The organism is Streptomyces sp. UF-297 (assembly GCF_058245575.1).
The window spans coordinates 38,959-52,428 of record NZ_JBSIBZ010000016.1; the positions used below are offsets into that span (position 1 = coordinate 38,959).

The following is a 13,470-nucleotide window of genomic DNA, read 5'->3' on the forward strand; positions in this document are numbered from 1 at the left end:
TGCGGAGACTCCCTACGTTTCCACCCGCTGCCGATCGACGCCCGGCCCTCCGGCACCCGGACCCGGGTAACCACCCGCGGACCCTCGCCCCAGGCCCCCACCCCGGCAGCCCCCCGACAACCGCAAAAGATCTTGGGAGTTGAGCACAGTGCGCAACGTCTGGCTGCTGGCCCTGGGTGCGTTCACCCTGGGCCTGGACGCGTACGTGATGGCAGGACTGCTGCCCGTCGTCGCCGCGGACCTGGGTACGACGGTGTCCCTGGCCGGACAGATGGTCACCGTCTTCACCCTCGCGTACGCCATATCCGCGCCACTGGTGGCGGGCCTGCTCTCCGGCCTGCGCCCCAGGCTGCTGATCATTGCCGCGCTGGCCCTGTTCACCCTCGGCAACGCCGTCACCGCACTGGCCCCCACCCTGACGGCCCTGCTGCTCTCCCGGGTGCTCGCGGGCGCCGGCGCCGGCGTCTACTCGGCGCTGTCCACGGCCGCGGCCTCCTCGCTCGTACCGCCGCAGCGCCGCGGCCGCGCACTCGCGCTGATCATGGGCGGGATGAGCACGGGCACCGTGCTGGGCGTCCCACTCGGCGTGCTGCTGGCCGAGCACACCGGCTGGCGCTCCACGATGTGGCTGGTCACGGCGCTGGGCGCACTCGCACTGGCCGGGCTCGCGGCGCTGCTGCCGCAGGTCCCCGCCGATCCGCCCGTCCCCGTACGCGCCCGCCTGGCGGCGATCGCCGACCGCGCGGTGGCCCCGGTCGTCGGCGTCTCCTTCCTCGCCGCGGTGGCCAGCCTGGGCCTGTACACCTACCTCGCGCCGGTCCTGGAATCGGCGGGCGGCGTCGGCGAGGTGGCCCCGTACCTGTGGGCCTGGGGCATCGGCGGGGTGCTGGGCAGCGTCGCGGCGGGCCCCCTGGTGGACCGCTGGGGCAGGGCGCGGGCCCTGGTCGGCGCCGTACTGGCGGCCATCGTCCTCGCACAGGCCCTGCTGCCCACGCTCACCGCCGCGGCGCTGCCCGCCGCGGCCGGGGCCCTGGTGGTGTGGGGCGCGGCGGGCTGGGCCCTCCAGGTGCCCCAGCAGCACCGGCTGCTCGCGCTGCGCAGCGACCGCGGCACGGTCGCCCTGGCGCTGAACAACTCCGCCCTCTACCTGGGCAGCGCGATCGGCTCCGCGCTGGGCGGGCTGGCGCTCTCGGCGGGGATCGCGCCGCGCGCCCTGCCGTGGGCGGCTGCCGGGGTGGCGGCGCTGGGCCTGGTGCTCCACCTGGCCACGGGCCACCGGTCCCGGCACGCCCCGCGCGTGAGTACCCTTGGCAGTTATGAGCACTCTTGAGCCCGAGCGCGGGGCAGGTACGGGGACCCTCGTAGAGCCGACGCCGCAGGTGTCGAACGGCGACGGCGACCACGAGCGCTTCGCCCACTACGTCCAGAAGGACAAGATCATGGCGAGCGCGCTCGACGGCACGCCTGTCGTCGCGCTGTGCGGCAAGGTCTGGGTCCCGGGACGCGACCCGAAGAAGTACCCGGTCTGTCCCATGTGCAAGGAGATCTACGAGTCCATGGGCGCCGGTGGCGACAAGGACAAGGGCGGCAAGGACGGCGGCAAGAAGTAGCCGCTCGGCCCAGCCGGTGGCGGTCGGTACCGCCCGGCACCCGGCCTCCGCGTACGACTGCGCAGCACACCGTACGACCGCGTACGGCAGCGCCTGGCCGCGTACGGCAACCGCAGCGCCCGGCCACGCACGACAACGCCTGGCCCGCACCCCTCACGAACGAGGGGCGCGGGCCAGGCGTTTTCGCGTGGGCGCGGCGCGAGGGGGGACCGTCAGTGCATCCAGCGCTTCTTCCACGGCTTGAGGTTGAACACATCGCCGCTCTCGGCGTGCGCCGCACACCGGTTGCCGTACGTGCGCGCGAACCCGGTGAGCTGCCCCTTCCAGGTGCCGTGCGCGACGACGGTCACCGGCCGGTAGTCCAGCGTGCACGGCCGGCTCGCGGGCTTGAGCTTGGCGAAGTCGCCGCCCGCCCGCATCAGCTTGTAGCAGCTCAGGTATGGGCGCGGGTGGGTGCTGCCGCGCATGGGGAAGCAGTTGAGCTTGGCGGAGTCCAGCACCTTGCCGGTGGAGTCCTCGCCCTGGTGGACGGTGATGGTCACCTTGCCCAGGGGGCCCTCGGGCTTGGGCGTCGCGGACGCCGGGGCGGCGGCGAGGGGGAGCAGTCCCAGGGCGGTGACGGCGATCAGGGTGGCTCGGAGCGATCTGGAACGCATCGGGCAATTCCTTCGATTCGGCGTGAAAAGCGGGAACTTGCCCCATAGATAGCGACCTTTGGCGCCGAAGAGCCGCATGCAGGGCATATGCGGCGTGTCGTGCGATGTCCGGCTGAAAACCCCCGAGCGTGCCCCGAACGCACCCCGAGTACGCACCGGGCTCACCCCGGGGTGCGCACCGAGCTCACCCCGGGTTTCTTGCTGTACGCCGCCACCTGACGGCCGTTGCGCGGGATGCGCCCACTGATCACGGAGTGGTTGAGACCTCTCGTCGACCCTTGTGGCGACGGGCAACGCCCCATAGCCTCCTGGAAATTGTGCAGCGCGAAACGTTCGTTGCGTATGCTGCAACGTCGACACCGGAGGGGTCCCTCAATGCAGCGATCTGCCCGAATTGCCGCCTCGGCAGCGGCACTTGTGCTGGCCGGGCTCACCGCCACTGCCTGTGCGCCGTCCACCTCCGACAACAGCGCAAAGGGGGACGCCAAGACCGGAACGCTGCGCGTCTGGCTCTTCCAGGAGGTCAACAACAAGCCGAAGGAGAAGGTGGTCCAGAAGGCCGTCGAGGCCTTCAAGGCCCAGCACAAGGACGTCACGGTCAATGTCGACTACATACCGATCGAGACCCGCGCCCAGAAGATCAAGGCCGCGTTCAACGACCCCAAGAGCGCGCCCGATGTGATCGAGTACGGGAACACCGACACCGCCGGATACGTCAAGGACGGCGGACTGGCCGATGTGAGCAAGGAGTTCGCCGCCTGGCCGGATGCCAAGAACACCGACGCCACCGCCAAGCAGTCGGTGACGGTGGACGGCAAGGTCTACGGCGCCCCCCTCTTCGTCGGCGTGCGCGCGCTGTACTACCGCACCGATGTCTTCAAGGAGTTGGGCCTGGCGGTCCCCACCACCCAGGACGAGGTCGTCGCGGCCGCCAAGAAGATCCGCAAGGAGAAGCCCGAGCTGTACGGCCTCGCGGTCGGCGGCGCGTACACCTACGGCGCGATGCCCTTCATCTGGTCCAACGGCGGCGAACTGGCCACCGAGAAGGGCGGAACGTACACCTCCGCCATCAACGACGCCAAGGCCAAGAAGGGCATCGAGGCCTACACCGGCCTGTTCGGCGACGACAACTGCCCGGCCGCCAAGTGCGCGGACATGACCGGCAACGAGACCGTCGCCGCCTTCGCCGCGGGCAAGGCCGGCATGGCCATCGGCGGCGACTTCAGCCACCAGGCCATGGAGGACGGCAAGGTCAAGGGCAAGTACGCGGTGGTCCCGCTGCCCGGCGTGAAGAAGAACGAGATCGCCCCGGCCTTCGCGGGCGGCAACAACATCGGTGTCCTCAAGAGCAGTTCGCACCGCACGCTGGCCGTCGACCTGATGAAGCAGCTGGCCGGCAAGGACACCCAGCGCGGCCTCTTCGAGGCGATGGGCTTCCTGCCCACCTTCACCGACGTACGCACCGAGGCGGCCAAGAAGCAGCCGTTCGTCGAGCCCTTTGTCAAGACCCTGGACGCCGGGGCCAAGTTCGTCCCCGCCACGCCCGGCTGGGCGTCCATCGACGCCTCGCTCGTGCTCCCCACCATGTTCCAGGAGATCGCCAGCGGCCGTAAGAACGTCGACGACGCCGCCGACGCCGCCGCGAAAAAGATGGACGAGGCCTTCCGCAAGTGACACACGACGTGACGGCCGCACCGGCACCGGCGCGGCGCGGGGGCGCACGCAAGGACAGCGCGCCCGCCAACGGCTCCCGGCGCCGCCCCTCGCGGCGCGGGAGCGGCTGGACGCCCTGGCTCTATCTGCTCCCCGCGCTCGTGGTCCTCGGCGGCCTGCTGATCTACCCCATCTACCAGCTCGGCCTGATCTCGTTCCTCGAATACACCCAGGCACAGGTCAGCGGCGGCGAACCCACCAGCTTCCAGGGCCTTGGCAACTACGCCGCGCTCTTCGGCGACGCGCAGTTCTGGCAGGTGCTGCTGGCCACCGTCCTGTTCGCGGCGGCCTGTGTCATCTCCACCCTCGTCGTCGGCTGCGCGCTGGCGGTGCTGCTCACCCGCATCCGGGCGCTGCCCCGCCTGGCGCTGATGCTCGCGGCGATGGGCGCCTGGGCCACCCCCGCCATCACCGGCTCCACCGTCTGGGTCTTCCTCTTCGACGCGGACTTCGGCCCGGTCAACAAGGTGCTGACGTTCCTGGGCCTGTCCGGCTTCCAGGACTTCTCCTGGACCTACGACCGCTTCAGCGCCTTCGCCCTGGTCCTGTTCGAAGTGGTCTGGTGCTCCTTCCCGTTCGTGATGGTCACCGTGTACGCGGGCATCAAGGCCGTCCCCGGCGAGGTGCTGGAGGCCGCGTCGCTGGACGGCGCCTCGCAGTGGCGGATCTGGCGCAGCGTGCTGGCGCCGATGCTCCGCCCGATCCTGGTCGTGGTCACCATCCAGTCCGTCATCTGGGACTTCAAGGTCTTCACCCAGATCTACGTGATGACCAACGGCGGCGGCATCGCCGGCCAGAACCTCACGCTCAATGTCTATGCGTACCAAAAGGCGTTCGCGTCCTCCCAGTACAGCCTCGGGTCCGCGATCGGCGTCGTGATGCTGCTGATCCTGCTCGTGGTGACCCTGGTCTATCTGCGACTGCTGCGCCGCCAGGGGGAGAAACTGTGAGCTTCATCAGCACCAGGCTGCGCGTGCGCCGACCCTGGCGGCTGGCCGCCGAGGCCGGGGCGTTCCTGATCGCCGCCGCCGTCGCCTTCCCGCTGTACTGGATGGTCCTCTCCGCCTTCAAACCGGCCGGCGAGGTCCAGTCCACCTCCCCGCGCCCCTGGACCCTCAATCCGTCCCTGGACGCCTTCCGCCGCGTCTTCGACCAGCAGGACTTCGGGCGCTACTTCCTCAACAGCCTCTTCGTCGCGGCCGTCGTCGTCATCGCCTCCGCGCTGATCGCCTTCCTGGCGGCCACCGCCGTGACCCGCTTCAACTTCCGCTTCCGCACGACGCTGCTGGTGATGTTCCTGGTCGCCCAGATGGTGCCGGTGGAGGCCCTGACCATCCCGCTGTTCTTCCTGATGCGGGACGTGGGCGACGCCGTCCCCGGCATCGGCCTGAACACCCTCGGCTCCCTGATCCTGCCGCACCTGGCCTTCTCGCTGCCCTTCGCGATCTGGATGCTGCGCGGCTTCGTCAAGGCGGTGCCCGAGGCGCTGGAGGAGGCCGCCTATATCGACGGCGCCTCCCGCACCCGCTTCCTGTGGCAGATCCTCTTCCCGCTGGTCTTCCCCGGCCTCGTCGCCACCAGCGTCTTCTCCTTCATCTCCACCTGGAACGACTTCCTGTTCGCGAAGTCGTTCATCATCAGCGCCACCGAGAACTCCACCCTCCCCATGGCCCTGCTGGTCTTCTTCAAGCCGGACGAGAACGACTGGGGCGGGATCATGGCAGCATCGACCGTAATGACCATCCCCGTACTGGTCTTCTTCGTACTCGTACAGCGCCGCCTCGTCTCGGGGCTCGGCGGCGCGGTGAAGGACTGATCTGACGCCATGACAGTGATGGACACGGACCTGATACCCGCGCCGCGCCAGTTCGAGCGGCGCTCGGGCTCCGGGGTGACCCTGGCAGTGGACACCGCGCTGGCCGCCGCCCCCGGCACCGAAGGGGTGGCGAGCTGGCTGCGGGCCACGGTCGGCGCGGCGTACGGACTCCAGCTGCCGCCGGGTACGGACACGGGCGGCGGCGAGGTCATCGCGCTGGCCCTCGACGAGACGCTGCCCGCCGAGGGCTACCGGCTCTTCGTCTCCCCGGGGAGCGGCGTACGGATCACCGGCGGCGCCGCGCCCGGCGTCTTCTGGGGGGCGCAGACGCTGCGTCAGCTGCTGGGCGCCGAGGCCTACCGGCGGGCGCCGCTGCCCGGAGCCGCGGCCGTCGTGCCGGCGGTCACCGTCCAGGACGCGCCCCGCTTCGGCTGGCGCGGCACGATGCTGGACGTCTCACGGCACTTCATGCCCAAGGACGGCGTGCTGCGCTACATCGACCTGCTCGCCGCCCACAAGCTGAACGTGCTGCACTTCCACCTCACCGACGACCAGGGCTGGCGCATCGAGATCAAGCGCTACCCGAAGCTGACCGAGGTGGGTGCCTGGCGGGAGCGCACGAAGCTGGGCCACCGCGCCTCGCCCCTGTGGGACGACCGCCCGCACGGCGGCTTCTACACCCAGGACGACATCCGCGAGATCGTCGCCTACGCCCACGCCCGGCATATCAGCGTCGTCCCCGAGATCGACATCCCCGGGCACTCGCAGGCCGCCATCGCGGCATACCCCGAGCTCGGCAACACCGACGTCATCGACACCAACTCCCTGAAGGTCTGGGACACCTGGGGCGTCAACCCCAACGTACTCGCGCCCACTGACAACGCCCTGCGCTTCTACGAGGGCGTACTGGAGGAGGTCCTGGAGCTCTTCCCGTCGCGCTTCATCCACATGGGCGGCGACGAGTGCCCCAAGGACCAGTGGAAGGCCTCGCCGCTCGCCCAGGCCCGCATCAAGGAGCTGGGGGTGGGGGACGAGGACGGGCTGCAGAGCTGGTTCATCCGGCACTTCGACAGCTGGCTGACCGAGCGCGGGCGCCGCCTGATCGGCTGGGACGAGATCCTGGAGGGCGGGCTGGCACCGGGCGCCACGGTCTCCTCCTGGCGCGGCTACGCGGGCGGCATCGCGGCGGCCCAGTCGGGCCACGACGTCATCATGTGCCCCGAGCAGCAGGTGTATCTGGACCACCGTCAGGCCCCCGGCGAGGACGAGCCGGTGCCGATCGGCTTCGTACGGACCCTGGAGGACGTCTACCGCTTCGAGCCCGTACCCCCGCAGCTGACGGACGAACAGGCCGCGCGCGTCCTGGGCACCCAGGCCAACATCTGGACCGAGGTCATGGAGAGCCAGCAGCGGGTGGACTACCAGGCCTTCCCCCGGCTGGTGGCCTTCGCCGAGGTCGCCTGGTCCACGCTGCCGGCGCCCCAGGAGCGCGACTACGCGGACTTCGACCGGCGGATGGGCGCCCACTACGCCCGGCTGGACGCCCTGGGCGTCGCCTACCGTCCGCCGGGCGGCCCCCGTCCGTGGCAGCAGCGCCCCGGCTTGCTCGGACGCCCGATCGAGGGGGCGCCCCCAAACGTGTGAGCCGAGGCGGAAGGTGACCGTCCGCCCGCCGCGGGCCTGGGACGGTGTTCCCCACGCCGAGCCGTGAGCGCGGCACCGCCGTGAGCGGGGCAGGGGTCATAGCGGCCCAAGTGCCATAAATGGCACGAGCCACCGCGAATACGGCCAGTCGCGCCGGGTGTGCCCAAGGGCTCCCAAGGGTGGCAATCGCCGCTCTTGGGAGTCGGCGCGCGAATGCGCACCATCCATCAGGTCGGGGATGGATCGTCGGTTCGCGCACCCTCTCGCCGCAGGCCTGCGAAGATGTGCCAGAGTTGCCACGTCCGGGCCGTGAGCACGTACCGTACGGCGGAGCGGAACAGCCGGGACACCGGGGAAGGGGCAGCTGGGTTGACCACGCACGCACCGCAGGCGTCGCATTCGGTGACGTTGCCGGCCTCGCTCGACGAGGCAGTGGCGGCACTTTCCGCCATGCCCGCCGCCGTGCCCGTCGCCGGCGGCACCGACCTGATGGCCGCAGTCAACTCCGGACTCCTCAGACCCGCGGGCCTGGTCGGCCTCGGCCGGATCAGCGAGATCCGCGGCTGGCAGTACCAGGACGGCCACGCGCTGCTCGGCGCGGGCCTGACCCTCGCCCGTATGGGACGGCCCGACTTCGCGGCCCTCATCCCGGGCCTGGCCGCCGCCGCCCGCGCCGCGGGCCCCCCGCAGATCCGCAACGCCGGGACGCTCGGCGGCAACATCGTCACCTCCGCGCCCACCGGCGACACCCTGCCCGTGCTGGCCGCCCTGGAGGCGACGCTGGTCATCGCGGGCCCCGCGGGAGCCAGGCGCGAGATCCCGGTGAGCCACCTGCTGGCCGGGCGCGAGATGCTGCGCCCCGCCGAACTCGTCGGCTACGTACGGGTGCCGCTGCTGCACGCCCCGCAGACCTTTCTGAAGGCCACCGGGCGCACCGGCCCCGGCCGCGCGATGGCCTCGGTGGCCCTCGTCCTGGACCCGGCGCGGCGCGAGGTGCGCTGCGCGGTCGGCGCGGTGGCCACCATGCCGCTGCGGCCCCTGGAGGCCGAGCAGTGGGTCTCCGCGCTGATCGACTGGGACGGCGAGCGCGTCGTGGTGCCCGAGGCACTGACGGCCTTCGGCGAGTACGTGGCCGCCGCCTGCATCCCGGACCCGGAGCCGCCGCTGGACGGCGCCGAGCCGGCCGCCCTGCCGCCGGCCGCCCGGCACCTGCGTCGTACGGTGGCAGCCCTGGCCCGCCGAGCACTTGGGAGGGCGCTCTCGTGAGTGACGCCGACAACGCAAACCCCCAGCAGCCTCCCGCTGCGCAGCCGCGCTCGGCGGAGGAGACCCAGCCGCTGCGGCTGACGCAGCTGGACTCCCCCCGGCGGCCGCGGCAGCACCAGCAGCCGCAGCAGCCCGGGCAGGGGTGGGAGCCGCTGCCGCAGGGCGGCGAGTACGACGCCGACGCCACGGCCTTCGTCCAGCTCCCCGAGGGCCTGATGACGGGCTACGGCGGCCCGTTGAACCCCTCCGGCGACCCCCTGGACGGCCCGGGCGGCGACCCGCTCGCGGCCCCCGGCCACGGCTACACCCCGCCGTCCTCCTTCCCGGACCCGGCGTCCTACGCCGCCCCCGGGGCGGGCGCGGACCCGTCGGCGGCCGGGCAGTGGACCATGCCCTTCGCGCAGTCCGGCCAGGCGCCGCAGGGCGCCGCGCCCTTGGCCGACCGGCCCCCCGTGGGCGCGGACGCCGCGTGGCCCGCGAGCACCGACGGCGGTACGGGCCAGTGGCCCGCGCCCGGCAGCGGCGACGGCGGCACGGGACAGTGGTCGATCCCCGCCGTCCCCGACGAGGCCCTGGAGGAGTCGGGGGAGTACCTGGTCGGCGACGGCCGTACGGGCGCGCCGGCAGGCGGCCACCCGGGCGCGTACGGCAGCGCCGCGGGCACGCCTGCCGCTCCCGACCCCGCCCTGACCGGACAGTGGACCTTCCCGGCCGAGTCGCACGCCGCCACCGGCCACCCGGCGCCCCCGTACGAGGAACCGGGCCGCGGCACGGTCAGCGCGGCCGAACTCTCCCACGCCCATGGCCTGTTGAGCCCCGGCCCCGAGCAGACCGCGCCGCACGGCACCGCGGGCGCGCAGAGCGAGGCCCCCGCCGAGCAGGCGCCGCAGCCGGGTGCGACCGGCCACTGGTCGCTGCCCTTCGAGGCCACCGGGCAGTGGACGCTGCCCACCGAGCAGGCCCCGCCGTCCGACGTGCCGCCGCCGCAGCCGGCCGGGGACCCGTCGGCCGCGACGGGGCAGTGGCGCATCCCCGTGGCGGGCGATGAGCTCGCCGACCACTCCGGGGAGTTCGTGCTCGGCGGCGTCGGCGATCCGCCGGGCGACCCCCTCGCGGGAGACCGCTTCGCCGGGGACCCCTTCGCGGTGGGTACGGATACGGCTGCGGGCACGGACGTGGCGCCGCCGCCCGTCGCCGACGAAGGTGAGGGCGCGGCGCACGGCGTCGACCACGCTGATCACGCCGATGCCGCAACTCCCGTTGCGCAGGCGGGAACTGGGGATGTTCAGGGGCCTGACGGGCTGACGCCCGAGGCGCCCGATGCGCCGGAGGTCACGGACGCCGCGGATGTACCGGGCACTCCGGCCGTTCCGGATGATCCGGCTGTCGCGGACGGGGTGGACATCCCGTCCGCACCGGCCGTCCCGGACACGCCTGGCGTCCCGGAAGCCGCCACCCCGGAAGAAGCCCCCGCCACCCCGGACGCCCCGGCAACCCCCACAGTCACGGCCGAGGGCGCCCCGGCCGTCCCCGCAGCGGCGTCCCTGGAAGCCGCCGCACCCACCGACCTCGCACCCCCCGCCGCACCGGCACCCCCGACCACCCCGGCCGAGCCGGTCGATTGCGCCGAGTCCATCGAGCCAGTCGAACCGGTCGAGCCCCCGGACCCGTACACCGAACGCCCCCACGCCTCCTACGTCCTGCGCGTCAACGGCATCGACCGCCCCGTCACCGACGCCTGGATCGGCGAGTCCCTGCTGTACGTGCTGCGCGAGCGGCTCGGCCTGGCCGGGGCCAAGGACGGCTGCTCGCAGGGCGAGTGCGGGGCCTGCTCCGTACAGGTCGACGGGCGGCTGGTCGCCTCCTGCCTGGTGCCGGCCGCCACCGCGGCGGGCAGCGAGGTCCGTACGGTCGAGGGCCTGGCCGAGGGCGGCGCGCCCTCCGACGTGCAGTGCGCGCTGGCCGCCTCCGGCGCCGTGCAGTGCGGATTCTGCGTACCCGGCATGGCCATGACCGTCCACGACCTGCTGGAGGGCAACCACGCCCCCACGGAGCTGGAGACCCGGCAGGCCCTGTGCGGCAACCTCTGCCGCTGCTCCGGCTATCGAGGTGTGCTGGACGCGGTCCGCGACGTCGTACAGTCCCGGGCCGCCGCGGCCGAAGCCGCCGCCGGGTCCGAAGCGACCGGCCAGCCGGCCGGCCCCGAGGCGCGCGAGGGCGCCCGCATCCCCCACCAGGCCGGCCCCGCCGACCTGGACGGCCCCCACGGCCCCCCCGGCCGTGGCTCCCATCCCCACGGCCACCACCCGCACGGCCCGGCCGACGATCCGCAGCCGGGAGGTCCCGCATGACCGGCACGTCCGACGGCGCCGGAGCCGTCACCGCGACCCCCGCAGCGGGGACCCCGACCCCGGTGGAGCCGCCCCCGCACGGCCTGGGCGCCTCGCTCCCCTCCGTCGACGTGGCGGCGAAGGCCGAGGGCACCTTCCCGTACGCCGCCGACCTGTGGGCCGAGGGCCTGCTGTGGGCCGCGATCCTGCGCTCCCCGCACCCGCACGCCCGCATCCTGTCCATCGACACCAAGCACGCCGCGGAGATGCCGGGCGTACGGGTCATCGTCACCCACGAGGACGTACCGGGGGACGCCGGGCACGGCCGCGGCACCGCGGATCGCCCCGTCTTCGCCAAGGACCTCATCCGCCACCACGGCGAGCCGATCGCCGCGGTCGCCGCCGACCACCCCGACACGGCCCGCCTCGCCGCCGCCGCCATCGCCGTCGAGTACGAGGTCCTCGAACCGGTCACCGACCCCCAACTCGCCTTCGAGGCGGCGCCGTTGCACCCGGACGGCAATCTGATCCGGCACATCCCGCTGCGCTTCGGCGACCCCGAGGCCACCGGCGAGGTCGTCGTGGAGGGCCTGTACCGCATCGGCCGCCAGGACCCCGCCCCCATCGGCGCCGAGGCCGGGCTCGCCGTGCCGCGCCCCGACGGCGGCGTGGAGATCTACACCGCCTCCACCGACCCGCACACCGACCGCGACCTGGCCGCCGCCTGTTTCGGGCTGGCCCCCGAGCAGGTCAAGGTCGTGGTCACCGGAGTGCCCGGCGCCACCGCCGACCGCGAGGACCCGGGCGTCCAACTCCCGCTCGGCCTGCTGGCGTTGCGCACCGGCTGCCCCGTCAAGCTGGCCGCCACCCGCGAGGAGTCCTTCCTCTCGCACACCCACCGCCACCCCACCCTGCTGAGATACCGTCACCACGCGGACTCCGAGGGCAAGTTGGTCAAGGTCGAGGCGCAGATCCTGATGGACGCGGGCGCGTACGCGGACACCTCCAGCGACGCCCTGGCCGCCGCGGTCTCCTTCGCCTGCGGCCCGTACGTCGTCCCGCACGCCTTCATCGAGGGCTGGGCGGTGCGCACCAACAACCCGCCCTCCGGCCATGTGCGCGGCGAGGGCGCCCTCCAGGTCTGCGCGGCCTACGAGGGGCAAATGGACAAGCTGGCCGCCCAGTTGGGACTGGAGCCCGCCGAGCTCCGGATGCGCAACGTGATGGCCACCGGCGACCTGCTGCCCACCGGCCAGACCGTCACCTGCCCCGCGCCCGTCGCCGAACTCCTGCGCGCCGTCCGGGACGAGCCGCTGCCCGAACTCCCCAAGGACACCCCCGAGGAGGAGTGGCTGCTGCCCGGCGGCCCGGAAGGCGCGGGCGAGCCGGGCGCGGTACGGCGCGGCGTCGGCTACGCGCTCGGCATGGTGCACATGCTCGGCGCGGAGGGCGCCGACGAGGTCTCCACCGCCACCGTCAAGGTCAACGGCTCGGTGGCCACGGTCATCTGCGCCGCGGTCGAGACCGGCGCGGGCTTCTCCACCCTGGCCCGGCAGATCGTCCAGGAGACCCTGGGTATCGACGAGGTCCATGTGGCCGGCGTCGACACCGACCAGCCGCCCGCGGGCCCCGCCTGCCACGGCCGCCACACCTGGGTCTCCGGAGGCGCCGTCGAACGCGCCGCCAAGATGGTCCGCACGCAGCTCCTGCAGCCGCTGGCGCACAAGTTCGGCATGTCCACCGAGCTGCTCCAGATCGCCGACGGCAAGATCACCTCCTACGACGGCGTGCTGAGCACCACGGTCGCCGAGGCCCTGGACGGCAAGGAGCTGTGGGCCACCGCCCAGTGCCGCCCGCACCCCACCGAGCCGCTGGACGAGTCCGGTCAGGGCGACGCCTTCGTGGGCCTGGCCTTCTGCGCGGTGCGCTGCGTCGCCGACGTCGACATCGAGCTGGGCACCGTACGGGTCGTGGAGATGTGCGTCGCCCAGGACGTGGGCCGCGTCCTCAACCCCCGCCAGCTGCGCGCCCGTATCGAGGCCGGGGTCACCCAGGGCCTGGGCGCCGCCCTGATGGAGAACCTGCGCACCACCCGCGGCGTGGTCCGCCACCCCAACCTGACGGGCTACGCCCTGCCCACCGCCCTGGACGCCCCCGACATCCGCATCGTCAAGCTGGTCGAGGAACGGGACGTGGTCGCCCCCTTCGGCGCCAAACCCGCCAGCGCGGTCCCGGTGGTCACCTCCCCGGCCGCGGTCGCCTCGGCCGTACGCGCCGCCACGGGCCGCCCGGTGGGCCGCCTGCCGATCCGTCCGCAGGCCGCGGTGGCACAGCCGTAAGGAAGCCGCCGGCCGGGCGCCGCACTCTCTCCCCGACCGGAATTACCCCTTGCCGCTTCCGTTGTCAGTGGTCGGGCGTAGGGTCCTTGATCGGTG

General features: G+C 72.9%; 10 protein-coding genes. 9 read left to right on the forward strand and 1 reads right to left on the reverse strand.

Features of this window, described 5'->3' with window-relative positions:
• Window positions 1-148 precede the first annotated feature (148 nt).
• Window positions 149-1,330 (forward strand): MFS transporter, encoded by a 1,182-nt coding sequence (locus AC4IJH_RS12250; protein WP_490851729.1) that lies wholly within the window; start codon window positions 149-151, stop codon window positions 1,328-1,330.
• On the forward strand, window positions 1,317-1,610 hold the full coding sequence (locus tag AC4IJH_RS12255) for a DUF3039 domain-containing protein (RefSeq protein WP_490851655.1): 294 nt from the start codon (window positions 1,317-1,319) through the stop codon (window positions 1,608-1,610). The genes AC4IJH_RS12250 and AC4IJH_RS12255 overlap by 14 nt, the downstream gene beginning before the upstream one ends.
• A 212-nt stretch (window positions 1,611-1,822) precedes the next feature.
• On the opposite strand, the gene AC4IJH_RS12260 is transcribed toward AC4IJH_RS12255, so the two are convergent.
• Complete coding sequence (locus tag AC4IJH_RS12260; RefSeq protein ID WP_490851656.1) at window positions 1,823-2,266, reverse strand: SSI family serine proteinase inhibitor; 444 nt, start codon at window positions 2,264-2,266, stop codon at window positions 1,823-1,825.
• 375 nt (window positions 2,267-2,641) lie between these two features.
• On the opposite strand from AC4IJH_RS12260, the gene AC4IJH_RS12265 reads away from it, so the two are divergent.
• The 7 genes from AC4IJH_RS12265 (at window position 2,642) to AC4IJH_RS12295 (ending at window position 13,374) form a co-directional block, all read left to right on the forward strand.
• Window positions 2,642-3,940: an extracellular solute-binding protein gene (locus tag AC4IJH_RS12265; protein ID WP_490851657.1), complete on the forward strand. Its 1,299-nt coding sequence runs from the start codon at window positions 2,642-2,644 to the stop codon at window positions 3,938-3,940.
• Window positions 3,937-4,929: a carbohydrate ABC transporter permease gene (locus AC4IJH_RS12270; RefSeq protein WP_490851658.1), complete on the forward strand. Its 993-nt coding sequence runs from the start codon at window positions 3,937-3,939 to the stop codon at window positions 4,927-4,929. Before AC4IJH_RS12265 ends, AC4IJH_RS12270 begins: the two co-directional genes overlap by 4 nt.
• A gap of 5 nt (window positions 4,930-4,934) precedes the next feature.
• Window positions 4,935-5,795, forward strand: a complete 861-nt coding sequence (locus tag AC4IJH_RS12275) for a carbohydrate ABC transporter permease (protein ID WP_490851730.1) — start codon at window positions 4,935-4,937, stop codon at window positions 5,793-5,795.
• An 18-nt stretch (window positions 5,796-5,813) separates the two neighbouring features.
• Window positions 5,814-7,439 carry a beta-N-acetylhexosaminidase gene (locus tag AC4IJH_RS12280; RefSeq protein ID WP_490851731.1) on the forward strand — a complete coding sequence of 542 codons (1,626 nt, stop codon included), beginning with the start codon at window positions 5,814-5,816 and terminating at the stop codon, window positions 7,437-7,439.
• Between the two features lie 369 nt (window positions 7,440-7,808).
• Window positions 7,809-8,705 carry an FAD binding domain-containing protein gene (locus tag AC4IJH_RS12285; RefSeq protein ID WP_490851659.1) on the forward strand — a complete coding sequence of 299 codons (897 nt, stop codon included), beginning with the start codon at window positions 7,809-7,811 and terminating at the stop codon, window positions 8,703-8,705.
• Window positions 8,702-11,056, forward strand: a complete 2,355-nt coding sequence (locus AC4IJH_RS12290; RefSeq protein ID WP_490851660.1) for a 2Fe-2S iron-sulfur cluster-binding protein — start codon at window positions 8,702-8,704, stop codon at window positions 11,054-11,056. The genes AC4IJH_RS12285 and AC4IJH_RS12290 overlap by 4 nt, the downstream gene beginning before the upstream one ends.
• Window positions 11,053-13,374 (forward strand): xanthine dehydrogenase family protein molybdopterin-binding subunit, encoded by a 2,322-nt coding sequence (locus tag AC4IJH_RS12295; protein WP_490851661.1) that lies wholly within the window; start codon window positions 11,053-11,055, stop codon window positions 13,372-13,374. Before AC4IJH_RS12290 ends, AC4IJH_RS12295 begins: the two co-directional genes overlap by 4 nt.
• Window positions 13,375-13,470 lie beyond the last annotated feature (96 nt).